The organism is Kitasatospora sp. NPDC002227, assembly GCF_040296285.1.
In the GTDB taxonomy this organism is placed as follows: domain Bacteria; phylum Actinomycetota; class Actinomycetes; order Streptomycetales; family Streptomycetaceae; genus Kitasatospora.
In genome coordinates, this window is record NZ_JBEOWY010000077.1 from 1 (window position 1) to 26,527 (window position 26,527).

Sequence of the window (26,527 nt, forward strand, 5' to 3'; positions counted from 1 at the left end):
AACGGCCCAAGCGTCGTTCGGCGTTGGCGGGCGACCCCACGCCGATTTTCACGCCCGCGAGGCGTCACCCGCAGGTGAACGGCTGACTCCTATGGGCTGTCAAGCGGCGGTGAGCCAGTCGCGGTAGGCGGTGGCGAGGGTGTCGTCGCGGCGGGTGCCGCGTTCGATGTTGGAGATGACGGCTGGCCAGACGCCGAAGTGGTTGGCGACGGCGGTGAGGGTGATGTTCTTCGCCTGGCGTGCGGGGCGCAGGTCGGCGATATCGGGTACCGCGACGGGCGTGGTCAGGCAGCGGAAGATCTCGCGGGCGATGGCCCGCTTGAGGAGGCGGATGATCTCCTTCTTGGTGCGGCCCGCCTCGGTCTGACGGGCGACGTAGTCGCGGGTTCGCCGGTCACTGGCCATCCGGCAGAGGGCTATCCGGTAGAGGGCGGCGTTGGCCGCGCGGTCCCCGCCCCGGGACAGGCGGTGGCGGTTGGTCTTGCCGCTGGAGGCGGGGACGGGGGCGACGCCGCACAGGGCTGCGAAGGACGCCTCGCCGCGGAGCCGGTCGGGGTTGCCGCCGGCGGTGATCAGCAGCTGGGCGGCGGTGTCGGGGCCGACTCCGTAGGTCGCGCGTAGGCCGGGGTTGAGCTCGGTGACCAGGGCGTCGACGGCGGCGGTGAGGTTGTGGTGCTCCTCGGTCAGGGCCTTGACGCGTTTGGCGAGAGTCCTGAGCGCGGTCAGGAGTGCGACGCGGACGCCGGCGCCGGCCGGGCGGAGCCGGGCGAGGGCCTCGGTCCGTTTGTCGCCTTGCAGGGCAAGGTACTTGGCGCGGATGTCGTCGGGTGCGGTGATGAGGGTGTGGGTGATCTGGTTCAGGGTGGCGGTGCGGGCCTTGATCGCGGAGCGGGCCGCGTTGTGCAGGGCTCGTAGGCCGGCGACGGTGTCGTCCTTCGGGGTGCTGGAGGCCCGTCCGGAGAGGGCGGCGCGGGCGGCGGCGTAGGCGTCGATGGGGTCGGACTTGCCGATCCGGCGCCGCTCGGCTCGGTCGGGCCGGTTGACCTCCATCACGGTCAGGCCGGCCTGGCGGGCGGCTCGGGTGAAGCCGGAGCCGTAGGAGGAGGTGCCTTCCACCCCGATTGAGGCCACGGTCCCGTGCGCGGTCAGGAATGCGATCGCGGCGGTGTAGCCGGCGCTGGTGGTGGGGAACTCGGCGTCGGCGAGGTGGCCGCCACGGTCGGTGATGATCGCGAGGTGGACGGTGTCGGCGTGGGAGTCCACTCCGCCGAACACCGTGTGATCCGTGGTGTCCGGGGTGCTTGGTCCTGTCATGCTGGTACTGCCTTCCTAGCCGGAGGCGGCTCCGGCCGGGTGGGGCAGACAGGACACTGAGGGGGCCTCTGGCCAGGCTCCTATGAGGTCATGCTCCGCCTGGCCGGGGCCTTGGGAACGGGCCCGGCAGCCGGACAGAACAACCAGAGGACAGCCCAGCAGGGCGTCAGTCAGTGGCAGAGCCACGACCGCCGGAGACCCACCTACGACTATCAGTGTCAGTGGGGGTCGATAGGCTGCCGGGCATGGATCTTCGCCGCCTGCGCTACTTCGTCGCCGTGGCTGAGGAGCTGCACTTCGGGCGTGCGGCCACCCGGCTGCACATGTCGCAGCCGCCGCTGAGCCGGCGCATCCGCGAGCTGGAGGAGGAGCTGGGCTGTCCGCTGTTCGAGCGGGCGGCGGAGGGTGTGCGGCTCACCTCGGCGGGTGAGCTGCTGCTCGGTGAGGCCCGGGAGCTGCTGGGCGCGGCCGAGCGGGCCGAGGAGCGGGTCCGGGAGACGGGCCGGCGCCGCACGCTGGTGGTCGGCACGGTCGCCGGGGCGGGCCTCGGCCTGGGCCCGAAGGCGGCGCAGGCCTTCCGCCGCACCCATCCGGACGTCGAGGTGCACCTGCGCGAGGCCGACATCAGCGACCCCTCGGCCGGCCTGCGCTCCGGCCGGGTCGACCTGGCGCTGACCAGGCTGCCCTTCGACACCACCGGCCTGACGGTCCACCCGCTGGGCGCCGAGCCGCTGGTCGCCGCCCTCGCCACCGACGACCCGCTGGGCGGCCGGGCCCGGCTGACCGTCGCCGAGCTGGGCGTGCGCCCCTGGATACAGCTGCCCGCCGCGGCCGACCCCGCGTGGCGGCGGTACTGGCTGGGCGGGGCCGAGTCGGCCACCGGCCCGGTGGTGCGGACGGTGCGGGAGTGCCTGCACGCGATCGTCTGGCAGCGGGCGGTCGGCCTGCTGCCCGCCGGGGCCGAGGAGGCCCACCGGGCGGACGGCATCCGCTTCGTCCCCCTCGACGGGTACCCGCCCAGCCAGGCCGTCCTCGCCTGGCCGAGCGCCTCGGCGGACGCCACCGTGCGGGCCTTCGCGGCGGCCGTGGTGGCCGCTTCGGCGCAGTGACCGGTGCAGTGACCGGCCGTCAGCAGGCGAGCGTATTTTCTGTAAAGGATCTTATCCACCCGGCTGGCGGAAACCGGGTATTCGGCGAACGTGGGCGTGTCCGGAGCCGACCGTACTAGTCTCCCGCCCGTTGTTGATCCAGCGATTCATCGATCCGTCGATCAGGGAGCACAGTTCCGTCATGTCCAAGCCCCCGCTGCCGCACGACTTCCAGCGACCCGTCCCGTCCTTCACCGTCACCAGCGACACCGTGCGGGAGGGCGAGACCCTCTCCCCGCTCCAGGTGTACGCCGAGGGCAACGTCTCGCCGCAGCTGAGCTGGTCCGGCTTCCCGGACGGGACCAAGAGCTTCGCGGTGACCTGCTTCGACCCCGACGCCCCGACCGGCAGCGGCTGGTGGCACTGGGTGCTCTTCGACCTCCCGGCCGACCTCACCGAGCTCCCCGAGGGCGCGGGCAGCGGCGTCTTCCCCGGCCTGCCCGAGGGCGCCGTGCACGGCCGCAACGACTACGGCACCAAGGACTTCGGCGGCGCCGCCCCGCCGCCCGGCCACGGCCCGCACCGGTACGCCTTCACCGTGCACGCCCTCGGCGTCGAGAAGCTCGGCCTCGGCTCCGACACCTCGGCCGCCGCGATCAGCGGCACCCTGGGCTTCCACGCCCTGGCCCGGGCCACCGTCGTCGCGGTCTACGAGAACGCCTAGGCCTCGGCCGAAGCCGTCCAACTGCCGAGCAGGGCAAGGCGTTCGGCGGTCGGGGAGCCGGGGGTGACGGTGTACGCGACGAGCAGCTGGTCCGGGTCGCCGGGCAGAGCGAGCGTCTCGTACCCGAACTCCAGCTCCCCGGCCAGGGGGTGGACCAGCCGCTTGATGCCGTACGTCTTCTCCTTGACCAGGTGGTCGGCCCACAGACGGCGGAAGTCCGCGCTGTGCAGGGAGAGTTCGCCGACCAGGGTGGCCAGCGCCGGGTCGTCCGGGTGGCGGCCCGCGTCGAGGCGCAGGTACGCCACCGTCTCGGCGGCCACGGCGGCCCAGTCCGGGTAGCAGGTGGGCGCGGTGGGGTCGAGGAACACCTGCCTGGCCTGGTTGAGTTCGGCCGGGCTCCTGGCGGAGAAGCCGGCGATGGCGTCGGCGAGCGCGTTCCAGGCCAGCACGTCCATCCGGCGGCCGAGCACGAAGGCCGGGGTGGTGGTCATCGCGTCGAGCAGCCGCTGCAGGCCGGGGCGGACGGCGGCCCGGCCGGCCGGTGCGCGCCGCCGGGCGGGCCGGACCAGGTCACGCAGGTGGGCCTGCTCGGTGCCGTCCAGCCGCAGCACCCGGGCGATCGCGGTGAGCACGGCTTCCGAGACGTTCTGCCCGCGGCCCTGCTCGAGCCGGACGTAGTAGTCCACGCTCACCCCGGCCAGCTGCGCGACCTCCTCGCGGCGCAGCCCCGGCACCCGGCGGCGGCCGTGCGCGGGCAGCCCGACCTCCTCCGGCCGGATGCGGGCGCGCCGGGACTGCAGGAATCCGCCGAGGTCGTTGTCCATACCGCAGAGCCTAGGCGGGAGGCGTCGGCCGAGCCTGGTACTGCCAGACCTAGGAACAGTTCAACGCTGGGCGGGCCCGCCGGGCGGCCGCAGAGTGGCTGCTGTCAGCGAACCTCAACTGCCCTTCAGGAGTGCCGCCATGTCGTACCCCACCCTCTCCGGCCGTACCGCCGTCGTGACCGGCGCCGCCAGTGGCATGGGCGAGGCCACCGCCCGGCTGCTGGCCGCGAACGGTGCCCGGGTCGCGCTGCTGGCCCGCCGCAAGGACCGGCTGGCCGAGCTGGCCGAGGAGCTCACCGCCGCCGGCGGGGTGGCGCTGGCCGTGCCGGTGGACGTGACCGACCAGGCGGCGGTGGACGCGGCCGCGGCAGCCGTCCACCAGGCCTTCGGCCCGGCCGACCTGGTGGTCAACAACGCCGGGGTGATGCTGCCCAACCCGGTCACCGACGGCCGCCTGGACGAGTGGACCAGGATGATCGACACCAACCTCACCGGGGCCCTGCGGATCGTCCGGGCCTTCACCGCCGACCTGCTCGAGGCCGCCGCCGCGGGCCGCACCGCCGACCTGGTCTCCATCTCCTCCATCGGCGCCCACCTCACCTTCCCCAACTACGCCGTCTACAGCGCCACCAAGGCCGCCCTCACCCACCTCTCGGCGAGCCTGCGCACGGAGCTCGGCCCCCGCGACGTCCGCGTCACCACCGTCGAGCCCGGACTGACCGACACCGAGCTCGGCGACCACCTCGACAACCCGGCGCTCACCGAGCAGTTGCAGACCATGGTCGAGGCCATCGGCCCGCTCGCCGCCGAGGACGTGGCCGACCTGGTCGCGTACGCCACCAGCCGCCCGCGCCACGTCAACCTCCGCCAGCTGATCGTCCTGCCGACCCGTCAGGCCTGAGCCTGCTGTCGGGGGCGGTTGCCAGTTCGCTCAGCTGTAGACGGATCAGTACGGCAGCAGGCCGCCCGTAGCCAGCTCGAAGTCGAACGGGGCGGGGATGTGCAGGGTCTCGCCGAAGTCGATGTCCTCGCGGCGGTGGTACTTGGTGCCGTCGGGGCGGCTGAACAGGGTGACGGTCTTCTGGCGGGCGTCGACCAGCAGGTAGAGCGGGATGCCCATCAGCGGGTAGTCGCGCACCTTGCCGACCCAGTCGTTCTCCGGGTTGGAGGGCGAGACCAACTCGACCGCGACGGTGGCCAGCTCGGCCGGGACCTGGTTGTCGGTGGTATCCAGAGCGGATTCCGGGAGGTACGTCAGGTCCGGGTTGCGGCTCTTGCCAACCTTGGGCGAGACCAGGTCGGTGTTCTCGCTCGGCATCAGGTCCAGCGGGGCGTGCGCGTCGAACTGGCGACGGACCACTAGGAGATTGCGCTGATGGATGCCCGAGGGGCTCACCATCATGACGATGGTGTCGCCCGAGAGCTCCACCTTGAAGCCGTTCGGCAGGCTACGGCGGGCTTCTTCGAGAAGTGCGAAGTGCTCCGGGTTCATCGGCGATATCTCCTGGGGTGTGCCGGGCAGCACCTTCAGAGTAGACCGGCGTAGCGTCAGTCCTGGCGTTGGGCGGCGGGGGACTGGCCGGTGGACCAGGCCCAGGCGGCTATGCCTACGCGGTTGCGGGCGCCCAGGCGGCGTTGGATGGCGGCGAGGTGGTTCTTGACGGTGCCGGGGGAGATGAGGAGGGCCTCGGCGATCTCGGCGTTGGTGTCGCCGCGGGCGACCAGGCGGGCGATCTCGGCCTCGCGGGGGGTGAGGCGCGGGGTGTCGGCGGGCGCCGCGGCGGGCGGGGGGTTCAACTCGCGGAGGAGGCGGACGGTGATCTGGGGGCTGATCAGGGTGTCACCCGACATCGCGGAGCGCACGGCCTCGGCCAGGAGGGCGGGGCCGGAGCGCTTGAGCAGGAAGCCGCAGGCGCCGTTGCGCAGGGCGGTGTGCACGTACTCGTCCAGGTCGAAGGTGGTCACCACGATCACCCGGAGCGGATCGGCCACCTCCGGGCCGGCCAGCGCCCGGGTGACCTCCAGACCGTCGCAGCGCGGCATCCGGATGTCCGCCAGCACCACGTCGGGCCGCAGCAGTCGCGCCTGCTCGATCGCCGAGAGCCCGTCCGCCGCCTCCGCGACCACGGTCATGTCCGGCTGGGCGTCCAGGATGATCCGGAAGGCGCTGCGGATGCCGGCCTGATCGTCGGCGATCAGTATGCGAGTGGACATGGCTGACATCATGTCAGCCGCTCAGCGGCAGCCGGGCGGCCGTCCGCCAGCCGCCCGCCGCGAGCGGCCCGGCGGTGAGCGTCCCGCCCAGCGCCTCGACCTGCTCGGTGAGCTGGATCAGCCCGAGGCCGCCGCGCCGCTCGCGTGGCGCGGCAGCGCCCCCGGGCTCGTTGCAGACGGTGATCTCCAGGGTCTGGCCGGCCCGGCGGACCGCCAGGGAGACGGCTCCGGTGCCCGGTGCGTGCCGTCGGATGTTGGTGAGCGACTCCACCGCCACCCGGTGGGCGGTGGCACTGACCTCGCGCGGCAGTCGCGCGGCGAGCCGCGGATCGAGGTCGAGCCGTACGGCGGTGCCCTCGGCGGCGGCGAACCGGTCGGCGAGCCCGGGCAGATCGGCGAGGGTCGGCAGCGGGCGGCGGCGGCCGCCGTCCGTGGGCGGCTCCTCGTGCAGCATGTGGACGGTGCGGTCCATCGCGGCCAGCGCCTGCTGGGCGGCGTACTCGATCCGCCCGAACAGCTCGGCCGCCGGGCCGCCGGTCTCGGTGACGAAGCTCCCCGCCTGGGCCAGCGCGAGCATCTCGCTGACGTCGTGGGCGACGAAGTCGTGCAGATCCCGGGCAAGTTGGAGCCGCTGGCTGCGGCGGGCGGCCGCGACGGCCTCGGCCCGGCGCTGGTCCAGTGTCCGCAGGTACCCGCCACCGGCGGCGGCGAGCAGCGCGATCGCGGCCCAGAAGCCGACCGCCGGGAGGCTGGCCGGGCCCAGTACCCCGAACCGCAGGAACCAGCAGGAGACCGCCACCCCGGCGGGCACCGCCGCCCGCCACCGCCCGGCCCGGACGGCCACCACCGTGAGCAGCAGCAACGCCCCGACCTCGACCAGCGCGGCCGACGACGCCCCCGCGGCGGCCACCGGATGCCCACCGCGCAGCCGCACCGCAACGGTCGCCACCGACGACACCACCCCGGCGCCCGCCACCACCACCGGCCCCAGCGGCCCGGCAACGCTGCTACCGGCGGACTCCCGGTCCGTACCGTGGGCCGCGGGCCGTCCGACAGTCGTACCGTCGGCGGTCCGGCTCGGGGCGGTCAGTCGGTCGGAGGCCGCCGGCCGTCCGGGGCGGGGCCGCAGCCTCCGCAGTGCCCGCTCGGCCCAGGGCCCCGTGATGAGCAGAGCCCCGGCCGCTGCCGCGGCGGCCGCCGGCAGGGCGACCAGCACCCCCAGCAGCGGGGCCGTCGCCGCCCCCGCGAGCAGCAGCGCGGCGGCCGCCGCCAGCGCGGCCCGGTCGCTCGAGGCCGTAGGAATCATCCGCATGGCCCGAGCGTAGCCACGCCACCGTCCGCGCCGACCCCTGCCGATCGGCACGGGTCCGGCGAACTGACGCCGGATTCAGTGCCGATCGGCACCTGGGGCGGCCGCAGCCCTCGCCCCGAGGCTGGAGGGGAAGCGGACGAGACGAGGAGCCCGGGATGATGCGCGTGTTTCGCTGGTTGCGGTACTGGCCGGACTGGTCCGGGTATGCGGCGGCGCTGTGGTCGCTGCTGTACGGGGCGGCGGGGCTGTACTGGGCGCTGGGCGGGGGTGGTTACCCGTTCGCCAAGGTTTCGCCGGGGCGGTCCGGGCTGTCGGTGCTGGAGCCGAGCCGGGCGGAGGTGGTCGCGCCGGTGATCGCGGTGCTCGGGCTGGCGGGGGCGGTGGCCGGGGTGCTGATGGCCCGGGGGCACGGGCACGGAAGGGCCAGGTACGCGCTGCTCGGCTTCGGCTGGCTGCAGGCGGTGACCCTCGCGCTGGTGCTGCCGGACTACACCCTGATCGGCATCCTGGCGCTCTGGCCGGTGCTGCTCGTCTTCTGCTTCACCGGCGTGCCGGGCCCGCAGCAGACCATCGGCAACGTGATCTTCTGGCACCGCGAGAACCTGATCATCATCTTCCTCGGCGGTCTGCTCTGGGCCGCCGCGACCCTGGCCTACCAGCGCCGCACCGGCGGCCACTGCGTCCGCTGCGGCCGGGGCGGGCGGGCGGCGGGGGCGTGGACCCGCCCCGAAGCTGCGCTGCGCTGGGGCCGGTGGGCCGTCCGGGTGGCGGTGGTGTCCACCCTCCCGTACGAGATCACCCGGCTGGCCTGGTACTTCGGCTACCCGCTCGGCATCACCCGCGCCTTCGAGGCGGACATGCAGCACACGCCGCACCTGCTGGAGATCGGCCTCTGCCTGGGGCTGGCCTCGCTCGGCGGCAGCCTGCTGACCCACGGGCTGGTCTCGGGCTGGGGCGAGGTCTGGCCGCGCTGGGTGTGGTGGAAGGCGGGCCGGCCGGTGCACCCGGCCACCGCGATCGTGCCCGCCTCGACCGTGGCGGTGGTGCTCATCCCCGGTGGCCTGATGATGGCCCGGGCGGGGCTGAGCGCCGACATGTGGGGCACCAACGGCCCGGGCATCCTGTGGATCGTCTGGGGCGCCGCCCTCGGCGCCGCCACCCTGGCCTACCACCTGCGCCGCCGGGGCAGCTGCCGCCACTGCGGGCTCGGTGCCCCGGCGGTGGAGCCCGAATGCGTTCTGGTGTGATGAGCTTCTGATCATGTTTCAGAGAGTCCGCGCCGCACTGATATCGGCGCTCCTGCTGGCCCCGCTGCTCGCCACGGCCCCGGCCGCGTCGGCTCAGGGCACCGCCACCCCGTCCGATCCCCAGGCCACCCCGGTCACCGCGCAGGTGCTCGACTGGCTGGCCCACCTGCCGGGCCGGGCCCAGCACCGCGTGGTCTCGGGCCTGTTCGCCGGGTACAGCGGCACCGCCTTCTCGCTGTCCGGCACGGAGGCCCTGAAGGCGCAGACCGGCCGGTACCCCGGCCTGATCGCCTGCGACTACGGCTCGAACGGCAGCTCCACCATCGACTCCTCCTGCAACGCCGACCTCAAGAACTGGTGGGCGAACGGCGGGCTGGTCTCGGTCAGCGTCCACGCCCCCAACCCGGCCCAGCCGAACTTCCAGGGCCTCTACACCCACCTGGACAACTTCCAGCAGCTCACCGACCCGGGCACCGCCGTCGGCGCCGCCTGGCAGCACACCCTCGACCAGATCGCCACCGGCCTGGCCGACCTGAACACCGCCGGCGTGCCCGTCCTGTTCCGCCCGTTCCACGAGATGAACACCCAGGGCGCGAACGCCTTCTGGTGGAGCGGCCAGGACCGCGCCACCTTCGCCGCCGTCTGGCAGTACAGCTACCGCTACCTGACCCAGACCAAGAACCTGCACAACCTGCTCTGGGTCTACTCCCCGCTCTGCGGCACGGGCGACCGCGCCGCCTACTACCCCGGCGCCGCGTACACCGACGTGGTCGGCCTGGACTGCTACCCGGGCGACCCGGCCGCCGCCCAGGGCTACGGCGAACTGACCGCGCTGCACAAGCCGTTCGCCTTCGCCGAGATCGGCCCGCCGAACGACCCCACCACCCACCTGCCGGTGCCCGCCTCCTACGACTACGGCGCCTGGGCCGAGGCGATCCGTACCCACTTCCCGGCCACCAGCTACTTCCTGGCCTGGAACGACAAATGGAGCCCCACCGCGCAGCTCGGCGCCGCCACGCTGATGAACGACCGCTGGACGGTCAACCGGGGCGGCATCGACCTCACCGCGAAGACCGACCCGGCCGGCCCGCCCCGGCCCCCGGCGCCGTCCGTGCCGGTCGAGGGCTTCGAGAACGGGCTGAACGGCTGGACTGGCCTGCAGATCCTGCACGGGCCGTGGACCGTCGACGAGTGGGCCTCCGAAGGCGCCCACTCGCTCAAGGCCGACATCGACCTGGCCCAGCCCCAGATCTACCTCAGCAAGGCCGGCCACCAGGACCTGAGCGGCTACGCCGGCATCTCCGTGGACGCCCGTACCGCCCCCTGGGGCAACCAGGCGGCCGGGACCACCGCCACGCTCTACCTGCGGACCGGCTCCGGCGGGACCTGGTACGGCAGCGGCGCCACCAAGGTCGGTCCGGACGGGGCGGTGCTGACCGTGCCGCTCGCGGGCGTGACCGGCCTCTCGGACGTCGAGGAGATCGGCGTCCTGTTCACGCCCGCTCCCGGCGCCTCCGGCCAGAGCGCGGTCTACGTCGACAACCTGACCGCCGCCCGCCCGGCGAGCGTCCTGGGCGACTTCGAGACCGGCACCGCGGAGGGCTGGGGCGCCTGGGCGATCAAGAGCGGCCCCTGGCCGGTCACCGAATGGGCCGCCCAGGGCACCCACTCCTTCAAGGCCGACGTCCAGCTCGAGAACGGCGAGGCGTACCTGCTCCGCCACTACGCCCCCGCCGTCGACCTCACCACCGCCGGCACCCTCACCGTCACCGCCCGCACCGCCCCCTGGGGCAACCAGTCCACCGGCACCGAGGCCAAGCTCTACGCCAAGACCGGCCCCGGCTGCACCGACTGGTACGACAGCGGCAGCTTCCCCGTCGGCCCGAGCGGGACCCAGCTCTTCCTCAACCTCGACCGCATCCCCGACCGCACCCAGGTCTGCGAGCTCGGCGTGGACTTCGCCCCGGCCCGGGGCGCCACCGGCCAGTCCGCCGTCTACCTCGACGCCATGACCCTGCGCTGACCCCGCGCTGACCCCCACCGGACGGCCCCGCCCCGGGCCGGGGCCGTCCGCTACCGTGGCCGCCATGTCCGCCGTACCCGCCGTACCCGCCGTACCCGCCGTACCCGCCGTACCCGCAGTGCCCGCCGTGCCCGCCGTGCCCGGCCACCGCGCCGTCCAGCTGCTCCGCTCGGCCCCGGAGCTGGCGGAGCTCGCGGCCTACCCCTTCGACTTCGACCTCGACCGGGCCGAGCACCTGGAGGCGGTCCACCTCTCCTCCGGCCTGGCCCTGACACCGGTCGCGGGGGACGACACGGGCGGGACGTACTTCGTCTGCGCCGACGGCGCCCTGCTGTACGCCGACTCCGAGGGCGGGGCCGGGCTGCTCGCCGACAGTCTGGACGAAGCCCTGGAGATCCTGATCGGCCTCCCCGGCTGGCACGACCTCCTCGGCCTCGACCCGGCGGCCGACGACGCCACCCTCCGGGCGGCCTTCGCCGAGACCGAGGAGGACCAGCGCGAGTACTACGGCCCCGAGCTCGACGCCGACCGCGCCCGCCTGCTGACCGCCCTCGGCCTGCGCGCCACCCCGGCGCCCGAACTGATCCGCCGCCTGCACCACGCCCTACGGCGCACCGAACCCGACCACCTGCTCCTCAACTCCGAAGAACTCTGCGCCCACGCCCCCCTGCACCGGGGCCCCGACTTCTGGCAGACCCTCCCCACCACCGCCGAACCGGACAGCCCCCTCACCCGAGCCGCCCTCGCCCGCCGCCAGGGCCGCACCGAGGCGGCCCGCTGCGTCCTGATCCGCCTCCTCGACGGAGCCGGCCCCCGCGACGCCCTCCTGCTGGCCGACCTCGCCAAGGAGTTCACCCTCCTCGGCGACACCGCCCAGGCCACCCGGGCCCACCACCTCCGCCTCGGCCTGCGCCAACCGGGCTGAGCCGCCGACAGAGTCCGGGCGAGGCCGCGGAGCTCCCCGGGCCGGGAATGAAGAAGGCCCCCGAAGCGAGTGCTTCGGGGGCCTTCTCTTGCAGGTGGCCAGGGCCGGGGTCGAACCGGCGACCTTCCGCTTTTCAGGCCAAGCCGGGGTGTTGGAATGCCCCAGTTCGAGAGCTTCTGTCGTCCGTGGAAGGCCGCGATCGGGTGCCTTTGTACTGGCCGGTTGGCGTCAGCGTTGGCGTCGACCGGCACGGACGGGCTGGTCGGGCTGCACCAGTCGAGAGCGCGGAGCCGCTGGTTCGTCCGGTGAGGGTCGAAGCGGGTCGGGTCGAAGTCGGCCGCCGTGTCGAGGCCGAGCAGCGTCGCGAGCACGCGGTTTACGTCAGGCTCAGGTGGTACAGCTCCGGGCTGGACTCGGGCTTGACGGATTCCATCATCGAGGACCGGCAGACCCGCTAGCGTCGCGGTGATGAGCGAGTACCAGTACTACGAGTTCCTGGCGATCGACCGCCCGCTGACCGGCGAGGAGCAGGACGAACTGCGGGCGCTGTCGACCCGGGCCCGGATCACCGCGACCAGCTTCACCAACGAATACCAGTGGGGCAGCTTCAGGGGCGATCCCAGGCGGATGGTGGAGCGGTACTACGACGCTCACCTCTACCTGACCAACTGGGGAACCCACCAGGTGATCCTCCGCCTGCCCAAGGGACAGCTCGGGCCGAAGACCGTGGAGCCGTACTGCTTCGACGGGTCCGTCGAGGCATGGACGACCAAGACCCACCTCATCCTCGACCTGCGCAGTGAGGACGAGAGCGGAGACTGGGACGAGGGCGCCGAGGACTCGCTCGGCGCCGTCGCCGGGGTTCGGGCCGAGCTGGCCGCCGGGGACCACCGCGCCCTGTACCTCGCATGGCTGTCCGCCATCGGCGCCTGGGCACTCCAGGACGACGACGAGGAGGCTTACCAGGACGAGGTCGAGCCCCCGGTCCCGGCTGGGCTCGACCGGCTCACCGCACCGCAGCGGGCGCTCGCGGACTTCCTACGAGTCGACGCCGACCTGCTGGCGGTCGCCGCCCAGGCCGGCCCGCCGGCCCCCGCGCCTCGGAAGCGGCCCGGGAAGAAGGAGCTGGCGCCGCTGATCGCTGCGCTTCCGGCGAAGGAGAAGAACGACCTCCTGCTGCGCCTGGCACTTGGCGACGAGCCTCAGCTGGGAGCAGGACTCCTGCGCCGCCTGTACGGCGAGCCGCCCGTAGTGACGGTGCCGGGGCAGCGCTCCGTCGCAGAACTGCTGGACGCTGCGCACACGCTGGCCACCGAGCGCCGGCAGGGTGCCGAGCGGGTTCGAGTCGAGGCACGGGCAAAGAAGCTGACCATCCTGGCCGCCGACGAGCAAACGATCTGGCGCGAAGTCGAGAACCACGCCGCCCGCAAGCAGGCAGCCCGTTACGACACCGCCGTGGCCCTCCTGGTCGAACTCCGCGACGCCTGTGACCATGTCGGACGCGGCGTCGAGTTCCGGCAGCGGCTGGCCACGCTCCGCGAGCAATACCGGCACCTGCCCGGGCTGCTGCGCCGGCTCGACGACCGGGCCCTGCGAGGCTGACGCCGGTCACTTCGCAACGGGCATCGGCCGCCGGGGCACCTCCCGGCTGGAGGCCGGGGGAGAGTGCGTCTTCGGAGGTCCTCGTCCACTTCGATCTGAGTCAGCCTCGGCGAAGCGACGGCGGAGGGGCCGTGGCTTCGAGCTTTCGGTCCTCTCTCCGCTGGCGACTCACTACGCTTGGTCAGGTGAAAGCAGCACGAAGCCTCGCGATCTGGCTGGCCGAGCGTACTCCCGCGCAGCTGACCGAACTGCTGGAGCACCGCGAACTTCCGTACGCGGCCAGGGTGGCGAACCTGAGCGATCTGGCCGGCCACCTGCTGACGGATGCCTCGACGGCCCGCGGGTTGACCGAGGTCAGCCTCGGGGACCTTCAACTGCTGACCGCCGTGGCGACCCTGGCCGGACGGCTGCACGGTCCGCTTCCGGCAGTCCCGTCGGCTCATCACCTGTTCACGGGCTACGGCGGCCGTTCACCGCGGCTCGAAGCGCCCGCGGCCGACCCCGCTGACCGGTCCGTGACCCGGGATCAGCTCTTCCGATTCCTGCAACTCGACGGCGCGGGGCGGTCCGCAGCCGAGGCCGCGCTGTCCCGGCTGACCGAGCGGGCCCTGGTGCTGCCCTCACCCGGAAGCAGGGTCACCGTTCCGATCCTGCTCCACCGTCAGGCGGGCGAAGGCGGCGGCTACGGCCGGCCCGCCGAACCTCTGCTCACCGACGCCTTCAATGCTCCGGAGATCCACCGCATCGCGCAGGGGCTGGGGCTAGCGAAGGCGCGGACACGGGAGGAGGCGCAGCGGCAGATCGTGGACGTGCTCAGGGACGCGGGGCGCGTGCGTGCCATGGTCGCCGAGGCGCCGCCCGCGGCGTCGGACCTGCTGGACAAACTGGTTCCGGGCCCGCCACTGCTGCGCACGCACTGCTTCGTCTCCCGGTACGGCGGCTTCTACTCGACTGCCGGAGGCAAGTTCACCTTCCGGGAAGGCGGCTCGGGAGATCCCGGCACGGACTGGCTGGCCGCCCGGGGCATGGTCGTTCCGGTGGATGAGGACCTGGCGGAGCTGCCGCGGGAGGTGGCCGACGCGTTGCGCGACCTCGACCGCGCGCCGAGCTACCAGTCCGCACCGCCCCCGGTCGAGGGGGCGGCGGAGATCCCCGGTGGTGCGGTCGAGAGCCAGGCGCAGGCGGCGTTGGCCGAGGCGGCCTCCCGGGTCGAGCTGATGCTCCGCCAGATGGCCGTGCAGCCGCCGGCCGTGCGCAAGGCAGGCGGGATCGCGGTCCGGGACACCCGCCGGCTGGCGAAGGCGGTCGGATTGCCGGAGGAGCAGGTCCGGTTGTGGCTCGACCTGGCGAACAACGCGGACCTGATCACCCCTTGCGCCGAGGAACCTGAGGCCCCGGCGAGAGCGCGGGGCCGCACGCGTCGCCCGGAACCCCAGCCGCCTGCCCGGATGCTGCCCACCGAGCGGTACGACGACTGGCTGGCGGCTCCACCCGCTCAGCGGCTGCTGCCGTTCGTCGCCACCTGGGCGGTGGTGCCCGAGGTGTTCAGTCACTGGCCGGACGAGAACGACACCCCGGTCGCGCTGGTCACGCCGGAGGACAGCGAGGCCGTCGATCTGCGCCATGCCGTGCTGGAGGCCCTGGCCACCCTGCCGGCCGGTCATGGAGTCGCCACCGGAAAGGCCGCTCGCACGCGGGCGACCGCGCTCGCCGGTCTCATCGCCACGGCGGCCTGGTTCCGCCCCACCGTCCTCGCCCGAGGTCCGTGGGAGGAAGAGCGGGTCGAGGCCACCCTGGCGGAGGCGGAGCTGCTCGGGGTCGTGGCCCACGGAGCATTGACCCCGCTCGGGCACGCCGTGCTCGGGCTCCTGAGGGCGGGTGCACACCGCCACTTCCCCGCCGTTCCGGGGGCCGGGCCGGCGCTGCGCGACCATCCTGCGCTGGCCGACGCCGTTCGGCAGGTGTCCGCTGCCTTGGACGCGCTGCTGCCCTCACCGCAGACCACCGCCCGGTTCCAGGCGGACCTCACGGCCGTGGTCGCCGGATCTGGCGCACCGGAGCTGACCGACCTGCTGGCCGCCTGTGCGGCCCGGGAGTCGGAGGGCCATGCCGTGGTGTGGCGGATCACCCCTGCGACGGTGCGCCGGGCGCTGGACTCCGGATGGGACGCCGCCGACCTGCTGGCCCGGTTGGCCGACGTCTCCGAGGGCGGACGGCCGCTTCCGCAGCCCCTGGAGTACCTGATCAAGGACACCGCGCGGACCCACGGCCGGATGCGAGTGGTGCGCTCCGCGTGCTGCATCCGCTCCGACGACGAGGCACTGGTGTCGGAGCTCGCCGCAGCCCGTGCGCTGGCCAAGCTCGGGTTGCGACGGATCGCGCCGACGGTGCTGATCAGTACGGCCGAGCCCGAAGCGACCCTCGCCGCGCTTCGATCTGCCGGCTACGCCCCCGTGCTGGAGGCGGAGACCGGGACGACGGTCATCGAGAAGGCCCGCCGGGAACACGGCCCCAACCGCATGCCGTCACTGTCCGGAGCACGACCGCGCCACGGCAAGGGACCGAGCACCGCATCGGCGTTGGCGAGCGCGCTGCTGGCCGACCGCTGACCAGGGAATCGCCCGAAGTGCTCGGGCAGGGCGGTGCGCACCGCGCCATGGCGGTGAAGTCGCTCCGGAGCTCCCAGACCGTAGGCCGGAGCTCGGCACGCTGGGCGCGTTGAACCGGCGGTGAGAGCAGTGTGTCAGTGGCCCTCGGTCCAGAACTGCTGGAGTCGCGCGATCGCCTGGGCCTTGTCCAGCTCGGCGACCTGGTCCTCGGTGAAGTTCCCCCCTGATCTTGGACAGCGGGTTTCTACGCTGCGGGGGTGGAGTCGCGCTGCAGTCTTGCCCGGGTTTCGAGCGGGGTGAGGTAACCGAGCTCGTGGTGTCTGCGGAGTCGGCTGCGGTTGTACTCGACTTCGATGACCCTGTTGCCCAATTGGCCTCATGCTGCGAGCTGGAGCTTGTCAAGATGCGAGGTTCTGGTGGGAGCGAGGGGCCGCCCCGACCACCACGTGTCGAGGCGGATGAGGTTGATCGCTGCGGCGGTGAAGATGTGTGCCAGGCGGGTTTTCGGCAGGCCCCTGTATCTGGTGCGGCGGCAACCGGTGCTCGCGACCGCCTGGTGGATCGTGCCTTCAACGCCCGCGCGGATCGCGTATTTCTGCTGCCAGTCTTGGGAGTTCTGGTCTGCGCGGACCCCTCGCCGAGCGCCTCAAGGCCCTGAGCCGCCTCGGGGAGGCGCTTTCCTGAGCTCGCTCATCTGACGGCCGTTCAACGCTGGATCTGGGGCCAGCGGCGGGCGGCAACACGTCGGGTCCGGCCCGTGGTACATGGGTCGGACCCGACGGTCACGCTTCTAGACGAACTGGTAGGCGATACCCGCCGCTGCGTATCCGTTGACGAAGCCGATCGCGACGGCGAACCCAGCCTTTCGGTCACTGGCGTAGGCGGCGGCGACCGAGGCAGCCAGTGCCAGGGCGCCCGCGGTCAGCGATCGCCAGTCGGTGAGCGGCGCAACGGCGCCTCGCGGATGCAACCCGATGAAGAGGACGGCCGCCGCGCCATAGGCGGCCACCATCCACCGTTCGAACCCTGGCAGCTTCTTCCCGTTCGTACGGCTGTCGTCCGGCACCGTTACCCCTCCCCGATGTACGGATGCTGCTGCAACTATGCCATTACGCGCAGTAGCTGTTGTCGCTGTTGCTGTAGACCTGCGGAAGGATCATGGACGGCGGGACCAGCTTGAGCTTGAGGCAGTTCCCGCCGCTGTAGGCAACGTTCGCCTGGTAGATGATGCCGGTCATGTACCCGCCCATCGCGACCTTCACCCAGTCCGGCAGCGGAATGGAGCCGATGATGCTCGCGATGGCGCCAGCCCCGAAAGTCGCCTTTTGCGTCTCGGCCCGGTTGAAGTAGAGCGTCCCCGTCACCCAGCCCCAGGTCATCTTCGGGTCTGCCACGACCGGGAAGGCGGTCGAGGAGTTGGTGTCGACGCTCTGGACGAGGGTCGAACCCTCGACGCGGTACTGAGTCGGTACAGGCTTGCCGTGGGCGTCTTTTGCCCAGGGCGCCTCGAACGAGGCGATCTCGGCACGGATGCCCTCCGCCGCGTCGACGTTCACGGCGACCGAGCCGTCGGGCGCGAGGTCCAGGTGGGCACCCCGCGGAAGGTTCAGCGGGAACCGGAACTCCTTCGCCTTGCTGTCGCCGGCGACGGCAAGGACGCGTACGCCGTCCTGCAGCGGCTGGACCGCCGCCGCGTTTCCGTTGGCCGCCTCGTAGACGACCGTCCCCGACGGAGCGACCTTGGCCGTGGCCGTCCCGGCCGACTCGGGCACACCGATTCCGATGGTGTAGCCCTCGCTGCTGACTGACACCTTGTCCCGTGCTGTCGTCGGCACCGTGACCTGTGAACGGCCCGAGGTCACCACGGCGGAGGACCCGCTCCCGGTACCGGTGACCACACCGGTCGTGGACGTGGCCAGCTCGACCACCGCTGCGGTGTCCGCCTTCGCCCTCCCGTGCTGGTTCTGTGCCATGGCCGGTGCCACGGCAGTTCCGGTGATCACTGCCGCGACGGCGACGGTGGCCATTGTCTTTCCGAAGATCGGCGAACTCATGGAATATTCCCCTCCCTGATGCGCCCCGGCGGGGGCGCCAGATCAAGACATCACGGAAAGGCGGGTCCGATCGATAAATCTGAGCGAGATCTGAGGCTGGTGGGCCAAGTGATAGAAGGCTCGTCCGTATACAAGCTCAACTGGACCAGGGGGCTCCGGAAGTCATGCCAGGCAGGCCGGTGACCGTCACTGCATAGGGGGCGAGACCGGGTTCTTCGAGCAGCCGGCTGGACGTGGTCTCAGGGTTGGGCCGGACTGGGGCCGGCGGTGTGGAGGTGGGGCTCCGCGAGCGGGTGGCCGAGGGGTGGGGGCGTGGCTCCCGCTCGGCTGCCGTGGTGGTCCCGACAGGGCAGGTGCGGCGGCATCCTCGCCTGCTCGAGGCGAGACCTTGTGAGGAGACGATCCCCGAAGTGGGACACGCCTTATGGATGTGTCGCCAATCACACTCTGCTGCCGGATGGTGGTCAGTGTCGCCTCGGGCCAGGGTGATTCGGGGTCGTTGGCGTCAAACGGCATGAAAATGCCCCCGAAGCGATCCGCTTCGAGGGCATCGTGCCTGGTCAAACACTGTGGCCAGGGCCGGGGTCGAACCGGCGACCTTCCGCTTTTCAGGCGGACGCTCGTACCAACTGAGCTACCTGGCCGTACTGCGACGCCCCTTGCGGGACGAGCGATCCTGACGGGACTTGAACCCGCGACCTCCACCTTGACAGGGTGGCGAGCTAACCAACTGCTCCACAGGACCATCTGTGCGGATCTTATCCGCTTCAGCTTCTTGCGAAGCTGACTGTACTACGTGTACTGCAGTGCCCCCAACGGGATTCGAACCCGTGCTACCGCCTTGAAAGGGCGACGTCCTGGGCCACTAGACGATGAGGGCTTGCGGCCCGCCCGGCTGGTATCCAGCGGTCGGGGACGTGAGAAGCATATGGGATGCCGGGCGGGATCGCCAAAACGGTTAGGGCCGGTGGGGCGGGGGGTGGTGTCAGGACCAGCCGAGTTCGTGGAGCTCGTGGTCGTCGAAGCCGAAGTGGTGGGCCACCTCGTGGATGACGGTGGTGCGGACCTCGGCCACCGCCTCCTCCTGGGTCTCGCACTGCCGCAGGGTCGGCCCCATGTAGATGATGATCCGATCGGGGAGCACCCCGGCGTACCACTCGCCCCGCTCGGTGAGCGGCGTCCCCTCGTAGAGCCCGAGCAGCTCGGGCTCCGCCGGGTCGGGCTCGTCCTCGACGAAGATCGCGACGTTGTCCATCATCGCGGCGAGCTGCGGGGGGATCTGGTCCAGGGCATCGGCGACCAGCGTCTCGAACTCGTCCCGGGTCATGTCCACCGGTTCATTGTCGGGTCCGGGGTGACGGTATGCCAGGTGATCCGCACCGGTGATTCCCCGAGTCCGGCCGGAAGCGGCCGGTGATTCACTGGAGGCATGGCAATCGAACGGACGGCGGAGCCCGCGCCGGTGCAGGCGCCACCGAAGCGGCGGGGGCAGGCTCCCGTGGTCGGTGCGGTCGCGCTCGGCGGAGTGCTGGGTGCCTGGGTGCGGTACGGCGCCGGGCTGCTCTGGCCGGACGCGCCCACGGCCTTCCCCTGGACCACCCTCGTGGTCAATGTGGCGGGCTGCGCGGTGATCGGGTTCTTCCTGGTCGCGATCACCGAGATCTGGCGGCCGCACCCGCTGCTGCGGCCGTTCTTCGGCACCGGCGTACTGGGTGGCTTCACCACCTTCTCGACCTACGCGGTGGACATCAACCGGTTGGTCGAGCACGGCGAGGCGGCCCGCGGCTTCGGCTACCTGGCCGGGACGCTGATCGCGGCGCTGACGGCCGTCTGGGCCGCCGCCGCGCTGACCCGGAGAGTGCTCGGAGGTGCCCGGTGAGGCAGAGCGAGCCCGCGCTGCGGCTGACCGTGTTCGTCGGCGAGAACGACACCTGGCACCACCGCCCGCTCTACAGCGAGATCGTCCACCGCGCCCACGCGGCCGGCCTGGCCGGCGCCAGTGTCTTCCGCGGCGTCGAGGGCTTCGGCGCCTCCGCGCTGGTGCACACCACCCGGCTGCTCTCGCTCGGCGAGGACCTGCCGGTGGCGGTGGTGATCGTGGACGCCCCCGACCGGGTCCGGGCCTTCCTGCCCGAGCTGGACGGGCTGGTCGCCGAGGGCCTGGCCGTGCTGGACCCCTGCGAGACCATCAGCTTCCGGAGGGACGTGTGAGCCTGACGAACTGGCTGCTGGTGGCGGCGGGCGCGACCGTCGGCGCGCCGCTGCGCTACCTGACGGACCGTACGGTGCAGTCCCGGCACGACACCGTCTTCCCCTGGGGCACCTTCACCGTGAACGCGTTCGGCTGCGCCGTACTCGGGTTCGTGAGCGCCGCCGTGGCGGCCGGAGTCGGCTCCCCGCACCTGCAGTTGCTGCTCGGCACCGGCTTCTGCGGCGCGCTCACCACGTACTCGACCTTCTCGTACGAGACCCTGCGGCTGGCCGAGACCGGGGCCCGGCTGCTCGCCGTGGCCAACGTGGCCGGGAGCCTGCTGGCCGGGCTGGGAGCGGTCTGGACGGGCACCGAGTTCGCCCATGCCCTCTGGGGCTGAGCCGCCGCTGCCCGTGTCCGGGGGCCGGGCCCGCGCGTTGGGCACCGGAAGGGGCCGCGCTGGGGCGGTGTGCGCCGTACGGCGGAGCGGCCCGGCGGGAGAGGGAGCTCGGTGGAAGCGGTACGTGCGGTGGCGGCGGGCCACGGGGTGGCGGCCCGGCAGGGTGGCGGCCAACAGGGTCTGGAGCGGCAGGGTCTCGAGCGGCAGGGTCTGGGCCGGCCGGGTGGGGGCCGTGACGGCGGAGGGCGGCGGAGCCGGGCCGCGCGGGCGGCGGGCGGGGTGGCGCTGGTGCTGGCCGGGTTGGGCGCGGCGGTGGGGCTGACGGGCTGCATGTCGGTCGGCGGGAGCTCCTCCGAGCAGGCGCCCGGGATCCAGCCGGTGGGTCAGGGCGGTGCGATCGGCAAGTCCGGTGCGGCGGCCCCCGGCGGAGTGCGCGGCGGGAGCGGGCAGCACGGCGAGCGCCCCTCGGGGAGCGTGAGCGCCCAGAACGCTCCGACCGCTTCGGTCTCCGGCAGCGCCCCCGGCCTTCCGGCGCTGCCCGGCGGGATCAGTCCGGGCCCCCTGCCGGGCGGCACCGGCAGCCCGGCCCCGAGCGGCAGCGCCAGCCCGCACCCGTCCGCCTCGCACAGTGCCCCCGGCTCGCCGGGCTCGCCCAGCCCGGCCCCGCCGGAGGGCTCGCCGAGCCCCTCGGCGAGCGCCCCAGCCGTCTCACCGTCCCCGGAACCCTCGCCCAGCACCAGCGGATCGGCGGCCCCGTCCACCGCGCCGACCGCCCATTAGTGGCCTGGCCTGGGGATTTGCCTCTGATCCCCAGGTTCGCCTATGGTGGTAGATCGTTCGTATGATCCATTTGTCTGGCGCCCTCATTCCTCTTTGGCGCCCTTGGCGCGTTCCGGCGATCCGTGGCTGACCGCATAGAGGCGGTTGTGTAACAGAACCCCGGACTTTGGCGCGTGCCACTTCCGGAAGGTTTTGCATTGTCTCTCGTTGACGACGACCGCTTCGCCATGCCCGCGAACGGTTCGGACGCCGATGTCCGCTCCACCGACACCACCGAGATCGCCGAGATCACCGACTCCGTCGCCGCCGACCAGGCCGTGACCACGGACGCCGCCGACTCCGCCTCCGCCGAGGCCATCGAGGAGTTCGAGGCCGAGTTCGCCGAGGACGCCGAGTCCGCCGAGGACGACGCGGTCGAGGAGGCCGCCGAGGACGCCGAGCCCACCCTCACCTTCGGTGACCTGGGCCTGCCCGAGGAGGTCGTGCGGGCGCTGGCCAAGCGCGGCGTCACCACCCCGTTCCCGATCCAGGCCGCGACCATCCCGGACGCCCTGGCCGGCAAGGACGTGCTCGGCCGTGGCCGCACCGGCTCCGGCAAGACCCTGAGCTTCGGCCTGCCGCTGCTCACCCGCCTCGCCGGCGGCGAGCGCACCCGCCCGAAGCACCCGCGCGGCCTGATCCTGGTCCCGACCCGCGAGCTGGCCATGCAGGTCGCCGACGCGCTGGAGCCGTTCGGCTCGGTGCTCGGCCTGCGCCTCAAGGTCGTCTGCGGCGGTACCTCGATGTCCAACCAGATCTACGCGCTGGAGCGCGGGGTCGACGTCCTGGTCGCCACCCCCGGCCGCCTGCGTGACCTGATCAACCGTGGCAGCGCCAAGATGGACGACGTCCAGGTCGCCGTCCTCGACGAGGCCGACCAGATGGCCGACATGGGCTTCCTGCCCGAGGTCACCGAGATCCTCGACCTCGTCCCGGCCGGCGGTCAGCGTCTGCTGTTCTCCGCCACGCTGGAGAACGAGATCGACACCCTGGTCAAGCGCTACCTGAACAGCCCGGTCACCCACGAGGTCGACCCGTCGGCCGGTGCCGTCACCACCATGACGCACCACATCCTCGTGGTGAAGCCGAAGGACAAGGCCCCGATCACCAACGCGATCGCCGCCCGCAAGGGCCGCACGATCATCTTCGTCCGCACCCAGATGGGCGCCGACCGCGTTGCCGAGCAGCTCATCGAGGCCGGCGTGAAGGCCGACGCGCTGCACGGCGGCATGACCCAGGGCGCCCGTACCCGCGTCCTCGGCGACTTCAAGGACGGCTACGTCAACGTCGTCGTCGCGACCGACGTCGCCGCCCGTGGCATCCACGTCGACGGCATCGACCTGGTGCTCAACGTCGACCCGGCGGGTGACCACAAGGACTACCTGCACCGCTCGGGCCGTACCGCCCGCGCCGGCCGCTCCGGCACCGTCGTCACCCTGGTGCTGCCGCACCAGCGCCGTGGCGTGTTCCGCCTGATGGAGGACGCCGGCGTCGAGGCCAGCCGTCACATCCTCGACCACGCCTTCGACGCCGAGGTGGCCCGGATCACCGGCGCCCGCTCGCTGGTCGAGGTCCAGGCCGAGTCGGCCTCCGGCATCGCCGGTGCGGCCGAGCGCGAGGTTGCCGAGATGACCCGCCAGCTGGAGCGCGCGCAGCGCCGCGCCACCGAGCTGCGCGAGGAGGCCGACCGCCTGGCCGCCCGTGCCGCCCGTGAGCGTGCCGACCTGGGCATCGAGGACGAGGCTCCGGCCGCCGAGGACGCTGCCGGTGCTGCTGCCGAGGACGCGCCCGTCGCCGAGGCTGCCGCTCCGGCCGTCGAGGCCGAGCGCACGCCGAGCTACCGCGAGGCGCGCACCGAGCGGCCGTCGTACGGCGGCCGTGACGAGCGTCCGGCCCGTTCCGGTGGCTTCGGTGACCGTGACCGTGGCGAGCGCGGTGGCTTCAACCGTGACGACCGTGGTGGTCGTTCGGGTGGCTTCGGTGACCGTGACCGTGGTGGTTTCGGTGGCCGTGACGACCGTGGTGGCCGTTCCGGTGGCTTCAACCGTGACGACCGTGGTGGCCGTTCCGGTGGCTTCGGCGGCCGTGACGAGCGTCCGGCCCGTTCCGGTGGCTTCGGTGACCGCGACCGTGGTGGTTTCGGTGGCCGTGACGACCGTGGTGGTCGTTCGGGTGGCTTCGGTGACCGTGACCGTGGTGGTTTCGGTGGCCGTGACGACCGTGGTGGCCGTTCGGGTGGCTTCAACCGTGACGACCGTGGTGGCCGTTCCGGTGGCTTCGGCGGCCGTGACGAGCGTCCGGCCCGTTCCGGTGGCTTCGGTGACCGTGACCGTGGTGGTTTCGGTGGCCGTGACGACCGTGGTGGCCGCTCCGGTGGCTTCGGTGACCGTCCGGCCTTCGGTGACCGTGACCGTGGCGCCGGCGCCTCCCGTCCGTTCGCCCGCCGCGACGACCACCGCTCGGGTGGCCGTCCGCAGGGTGGCTTCGCCGGCCGTGACGACCGTGGTGGCCGCTCCGGTGGCTTCGGTGACCGCGACCGCGGTGGCTTCGGTGGCCGCGACGACCGCAAGCCGCGTTGGAAGAGCTGACACCGGCTCCGCAGTGCTTCTGAGGGCCCGTTCCGCTTCGGCGGGGCGGGCCCTCCGCCGTTTTCCCGTGGAAAATCCATGGCGGGGCGGTCAGTTGGTGACCTAGCGTGACCGGAATGGGAAACAGACTTCAGAACCTCGCGGCGTCCAACGAAGAGATCGCCGAGCGAGGGAGCTACCTGGCGCCGTCCGGCACCGAGGTGAAGATCGGGGCGGCCCTGGCCGCCGCGCGGGCCGGTACCGTCTCGTACGGGCCCGAGGAGCCGTACGCCGCCGGGGCGGGCCCCTTCGGCGGGGTGGTGGAGGTGACGGCCGAGGGCAGCATGACGGCCGCCCGGCGGCTGCTCGAGGCGGGGGCGCGGCACGTGGCCGTGCTCAACTTCGCCTCGGCGCGCAACCCCGGGGGCGGGTACCTGCGCGGCTCCAAGGCGCAGGAGGAGGACCTCTGCCGCTCGGCCCTGCTCTACCGCTGCCTGCTCGAGGCCCCCGACTACTACGAGGCGCACCGCGCCTCCGCCGACCTGCGGTACAGCCACCGGGTGGTCTTCTCCCCGGCCGTCCCGGTGATCCGCGACGACCACCGGGTGCTGCTCGAACGGCCTTACGCCGTCTCGTTCCTGACCTCGCCGGCGCCCAACGCGGGCCAGCTGGCGCTGCGTTCACCGGACGCTTCGCCGGTGGACGTACGCGAGGTGCTGGCCGAGCGGGCCGGCCGGGTGCTGGCGGCGGCCGAGCGTCACGGCGTACGGGAGTTGGTGCTCGGCGCCTGGGGCTGCGGGGTGTTCCGCAACGACCCGGCCGAGGTGGCGGAGGCTTTCGAACGGGCGCTCGGCGCGTACGGCGCGGCCTTCGACCGGGTGGTGTTCGCGGTCTGGGACCGCACCCCGGTCTCGCCGAACCGGGCGGCCTTCGAGGCCCGGTTCGTCAGCGCTTAGCCGGGGCGAGGGCGGACGCGGCCGTCACCACGCCGGTGACGGCCAGGACGGACGGCCAGGCGCCGATCTTCTTGGCCAGCGGGTGCGAACCGCCGAACGCGGCCACGTACAACCCGGTCAGCGCGGCCGCGGTGGCCACCCCGCTCTGCCGCTGCCACTGCACGGCCGCCGCCGCACCCGCCACCGCCAGCACCGCACCACCCAGCTCACGCCGCCCGCTCCAGCGGGCCGTCCCGTAACCACCGAGCAGGCCGGTCGCGGCAATCGCGGCCGTGGGGATCTTCGCCATCGGGTGTGCTCCTCGCTCCGGCGTCACCGCTGGTCGGGTGCCACCACATCGTTCGGTCCTTTCCGACCCTAACGCGCAACCCCCACCCCCAGTGCCGGGCCCCGACCCGCTCGAGCCCCGAAATCCCACCCCCGCCGCAACGCCGGTGCCCGATACTCCCCGCGTGACCGATCACCACGCCGTTCCCGTGCGCACCGTCGAACCCAGTCTGCGGGTCACTCCGCTGGAGCTCTTCTTCGACCTCGTTTTCGTCTTCACCATCACCCAGCTCACCGAGAGCCTGGCCCACCAGCTCACCCTGGCGGGGCTGTTGCGGGTGGTGGTGATGCTCGCGGTCATCTGGTGGATGTACGACGCGTTCATCTGGAGCGCCAACGCCCTGCCGCCCTCCACCCACCCCAGGCGTGGGCTGCTGCTGCTCGCGATGGCGGGCTTCCTGGTCATCTCGCTCTCGGTGGCGCACGCCTTCGAGGGCAGCGGGGTGGCGTTCGGCTGGGCGTACCTGCTGGTGGTGGCGGTGCACACCGCGATGTTCCGGGTGGTGGGGGTGGCGCGCGGCTCGGTGCGGCGGATGGGGCTGCTCAACTGCCTCAACGCCGGTCTGGTGGTGACCGGCGGGTACCTCCAGGGCTCGACCCAACTGGAGCTCTGGGCACTCGCGTTCGGACTCCAACTGGTCACGCCGCGGCTGGTCGGCCTGCACCGCTTCCGGCTCAGGGCGGACCACTTCGTGGAGCGGCGCGGGCTGGTGGTGATCGTGGCCTTCGGGGAGTCGGTGGTGGCCGTCGGCGCGGGGGCGACCGGCACCGAGCTGACGCCCGTGGTGGCGGTCGGGGCGTTGCTCGCGCTGGGGGTGTGCGTCGGGCTCTGGTGGGCCTACTTCGGCCACGACGACGAACACGCGGCCGACTTCCTGGCTGGCCTCACCGACGCCCGCCGCAACCGCCTGGCCGTCAGCGTCTACAACCTCGGCCACTACGCCCTCCTTCTCGGCATCCTCCTCCTCGCCACCGGTGCCAGACCCGCCGTCGCCCACCCCACCTTCCCCCTCACCCTCCCCCAGGCCACCGCCGTCGCCGGCGGCATAGCCCTCTTCCTCCTCGCCAACACCACCACCCGCCACACCCTCGGCCTCCACCCCCACACCCCCCGCCTCCTCACCGCCGCCCTCCTCCCCGCCACCATCCCCCTGGCCACCCACCACACCGCCCTCACCCAGACCGCCACCATCGCGGCTCTCCTCACCCTCACCTTCACCTGGGAGGAGCGGGTCCTCAGGGTGTGTCCAGCGACTGGTGTATCTCGTGTTGTGTGAGTTACCGGCGGCCGACGGAGAGGCGACCGTCGAAGGCGATGTCGAAGGCCTGGA

General features: G+C 72.5%; 24 protein-coding genes, 3 tRNA genes and 1 pseudogene. 15 read left to right on the plus strand and 13 right to left on the minus strand.

Annotation, left to right across the window (positions count from 1 at the left end; genetic code table 11):
• Nucleotides 1-99 precede the first annotated feature (99 nt).
• A complete protein-coding gene (locus tag ABT095_RS36855) occupies nt 100-1,314 on the minus strand; it encodes an IS110 family RNA-guided transposase (RefSeq protein WP_350533985.1) in 1,215 nt (404 codons plus the stop codon).
• Nucleotides 1,315-1,559: 245 nt separating this feature from the next.
• On the opposite strand from ABT095_RS36855, the gene ABT095_RS36860 reads away from it, so the two are divergent.
• Both ABT095_RS36860 and ABT095_RS36865 read left to right on the plus strand, forming a co-directional pair.
• Nucleotides 1,560-2,423, plus strand: a complete 864-nt coding sequence (locus ABT095_RS36860) for a LysR family transcriptional regulator (protein ID WP_350533986.1) — start codon at nt 1,560-1,562, stop codon at nt 2,421-2,423.
• Between the two features lie 181 nt (nt 2,424-2,604).
• A complete protein-coding gene (locus ABT095_RS36865; protein ID WP_350533987.1) occupies nt 2,605-3,126 on the plus strand; it encodes a YbhB/YbcL family Raf kinase inhibitor-like protein in 522 nt (173 codons plus the stop codon).
• Here ABT095_RS36865 and ABT095_RS36870 read toward each other — a convergent pair.
• A complete protein-coding gene (locus ABT095_RS36870) occupies nt 3,123-3,950 on the minus strand; it encodes a helix-turn-helix transcriptional regulator (protein WP_350533988.1) in 828 nt (275 codons plus the stop codon). The two genes, ABT095_RS36865 and ABT095_RS36870, sit on opposite strands and share 4 nt — an antisense overlap.
• Nucleotides 3,951-4,089: 139 nt before the next feature.
• Here ABT095_RS36870 and ABT095_RS36875 point away from each other — a divergent pair, with 139 nt between their 5' ends.
• Entirely contained in the window at nt 4,090-4,851 is a 762-nt protein-coding gene (locus tag ABT095_RS36875) for an SDR family oxidoreductase (RefSeq protein ID WP_350533989.1), read from the plus strand.
• Between the two features lie 45 nt (nt 4,852-4,896).
• On the opposite strand, the gene ABT095_RS36880 is transcribed toward ABT095_RS36875, so the two are convergent.
• From ABT095_RS36880 to ABT095_RS36890, 3 genes are read right to left on the minus strand one after another with little or no spacing between them, the layout of a single operon-like run.
• Complete coding sequence (locus ABT095_RS36880; protein ID WP_350533990.1) at nt 4,897-5,442, minus strand: Uma2 family endonuclease; 546 nt, start codon at nt 5,440-5,442, stop codon at nt 4,897-4,899.
• A gap of 56 nt (nt 5,443-5,498) precedes the next feature.
• Nucleotides 5,499-6,164 (minus strand): response regulator, encoded by a 666-nt coding sequence (locus ABT095_RS36885; protein WP_350533991.1) that lies wholly within the window; start codon nt 6,162-6,164, stop codon nt 5,499-5,501.
• Between the two features lie 13 nt (nt 6,165-6,177).
• On the minus strand, nt 6,178-7,476 hold the full coding sequence (locus ABT095_RS36890; protein WP_350533992.1) for a sensor histidine kinase: 1,299 nt from the start codon (nt 7,474-7,476) through the stop codon (nt 6,178-6,180).
• A 155-nt stretch (nt 7,477-7,631) separates the two neighbouring features.
• Here ABT095_RS36890 and ABT095_RS36895 point away from each other — a divergent pair, with 155 nt between their 5' ends.
• The 5 genes from ABT095_RS36895 (at nt 7,632) to ABT095_RS36915 (ending at nt 15,882) form a co-directional block, all read left to right on the plus strand.
• Nucleotides 7,632-8,723, plus strand: a complete 1,092-nt coding sequence (locus ABT095_RS36895) for an NYN domain-containing protein (protein ID WP_350533993.1) — start codon at nt 7,632-7,634, stop codon at nt 8,721-8,723.
• Between the two features lie 13 nt (nt 8,724-8,736).
• On the plus strand, nt 8,737-10,746 hold the full coding sequence (locus tag ABT095_RS36900; protein WP_350533994.1) for a glycosyl hydrolase: 2,010 nt from the start codon (nt 8,737-8,739) through the stop codon (nt 10,744-10,746).
• Between the two features lie 64 nt (nt 10,747-10,810).
• Nucleotides 10,811-11,671 carry a hypothetical protein gene (locus tag ABT095_RS36905; RefSeq protein WP_350533995.1) on the plus strand — a complete coding sequence of 287 codons (861 nt, stop codon included), beginning with the start codon at nt 10,811-10,813 and terminating at the stop codon, nt 11,669-11,671.
• Nucleotides 11,672-12,139: 468 nt separating this feature from the next.
• The gene (locus tag ABT095_RS36910; RefSeq protein WP_350533996.1) at nt 12,140-13,273 is read left to right on the plus strand and encodes a hypothetical protein; all 1,134 of its coding nucleotides are present in this window, start codon (nt 12,140-12,142) and stop codon (nt 13,271-13,273) included.
• A gap of 185 nt (nt 13,274-13,458) precedes the next feature.
• Nucleotides 13,459-15,882, plus strand: a complete 2,424-nt coding sequence (locus tag ABT095_RS36915) for a helicase-associated domain-containing protein (protein ID WP_350533997.1) — start codon at nt 13,459-13,461, stop codon at nt 15,880-15,882.
• 376 nt (nt 15,883-16,258) lie between these two features.
• Here ABT095_RS36915 and ABT095_RS36920 read toward each other — a convergent pair.
• The 7 genes and pseudogenes from ABT095_RS36920 to ABT095_RS36950 form a co-directional block, all read right to left on the minus strand.
• Nucleotides 16,259-16,510, minus strand: a pseudogene (locus tag ABT095_RS36920) (transposase); the annotation flags it as partial.
• Between the two features lie 162 nt (nt 16,511-16,672).
• Nucleotides 16,673-16,948, minus strand: coding sequence for a hypothetical protein (locus ABT095_RS36925; RefSeq protein WP_350533998.1), 276 nt, complete (start codon nt 16,946-16,948; stop codon nt 16,673-16,675).
• A gap of 43 nt (nt 16,949-16,991) precedes the next feature.
• Nucleotides 16,992-17,936 (minus strand): hypothetical protein, encoded by a 945-nt coding sequence (locus ABT095_RS36930; RefSeq protein WP_350533999.1) that lies wholly within the window; start codon nt 17,934-17,936, stop codon nt 16,992-16,994.
• Nucleotides 17,937-18,506: 570 nt separating this feature from the next.
• A tRNA-Phe gene (locus ABT095_RS36935) sits at nt 18,507-18,580 on the minus strand.
• Between the two features lie 27 nt (nt 18,581-18,607).
• Nucleotides 18,608-18,681: transfer RNA gene (locus tag ABT095_RS36940), tRNA-Asp, on the minus strand.
• Nucleotides 18,682-18,743: 62 nt separating this feature from the next.
• Nucleotides 18,744-18,816: transfer RNA gene (locus ABT095_RS36945), tRNA-Glu, on the minus strand.
• A 105-nt stretch (nt 18,817-18,921) separates the two neighbouring features.
• A complete protein-coding gene (locus tag ABT095_RS36950) occupies nt 18,922-19,263 on the minus strand; it encodes a metallopeptidase family protein (RefSeq protein WP_350534007.1) in 342 nt (113 codons plus the stop codon).
• A gap of 102 nt (nt 19,264-19,365) precedes the next feature.
• Between ABT095_RS36950 and crcB (ABT095_RS36955) the strand changes: the two genes are divergently transcribed.
• The 6 genes from crcB (ABT095_RS36955) (at nt 19,366) to ABT095_RS36980 (ending at nt 24,869) form a co-directional block, all read left to right on the plus strand.
• Complete coding sequence (gene crcB / locus ABT095_RS36955) at nt 19,366-19,815, plus strand: fluoride efflux transporter CrcB (RefSeq protein ID WP_350534000.1); 450 nt, start codon at nt 19,366-19,368, stop codon at nt 19,813-19,815.
• A complete protein-coding gene (locus ABT095_RS36960) occupies nt 19,812-20,147 on the plus strand; it encodes a DUF190 domain-containing protein (protein WP_350534001.1) in 336 nt (111 codons plus the stop codon). The genes crcB (ABT095_RS36955) and ABT095_RS36960 overlap by 4 nt, the downstream gene beginning before the upstream one ends.
• Nucleotides 20,148-20,149: 2 nt before the next feature.
• Nucleotides 20,150-20,527, plus strand: a complete 378-nt coding sequence (gene crcB, locus ABT095_RS36965; RefSeq protein WP_350534008.1) for a fluoride efflux transporter CrcB — start codon at nt 20,150-20,152, stop codon at nt 20,525-20,527.
• 111 nt (nt 20,528-20,638) lie between these two features.
• Nucleotides 20,639-21,307 (plus strand): hypothetical protein, encoded by a 669-nt coding sequence (locus ABT095_RS36970; protein ID WP_350534002.1) that lies wholly within the window; start codon nt 20,639-20,641, stop codon nt 21,305-21,307.
• Nucleotides 21,308-21,504: 197 nt separating this feature from the next.
• On the plus strand, nt 21,505-23,934 hold the full coding sequence (locus ABT095_RS36975; protein WP_350534003.1) for a DEAD/DEAH box helicase: 2,430 nt from the start codon (nt 21,505-21,507) through the stop codon (nt 23,932-23,934).
• A gap of 116 nt (nt 23,935-24,050) precedes the next feature.
• Nucleotides 24,051-24,869, plus strand: coding sequence for a TIGR02452 family protein (locus ABT095_RS36980; RefSeq protein ID WP_350534004.1), 819 nt, complete (start codon nt 24,051-24,053; stop codon nt 24,867-24,869).
• On the opposite strand, the gene ABT095_RS36985 is transcribed toward ABT095_RS36980, so the two are convergent.
• A complete protein-coding gene (locus ABT095_RS36985; protein ID WP_350534005.1) occupies nt 24,859-25,158 on the minus strand; it encodes a hypothetical protein in 300 nt (99 codons plus the stop codon). The two genes, ABT095_RS36980 and ABT095_RS36985, sit on opposite strands and share 11 nt — an antisense overlap.
• A gap of 163 nt (nt 25,159-25,321) precedes the next feature.
• Between ABT095_RS36985 and ABT095_RS36990 the strand changes: the two genes are divergently transcribed.
• Nucleotides 25,322-26,473 (plus strand): low temperature requirement protein A, encoded by a 1,152-nt coding sequence (locus ABT095_RS36990; RefSeq protein ID WP_350534006.1) that lies wholly within the window; start codon nt 25,322-25,324, stop codon nt 26,471-26,473.
• The last annotated feature ends 54 nt before the right edge of the window (nt 26,474-26,527 follow it).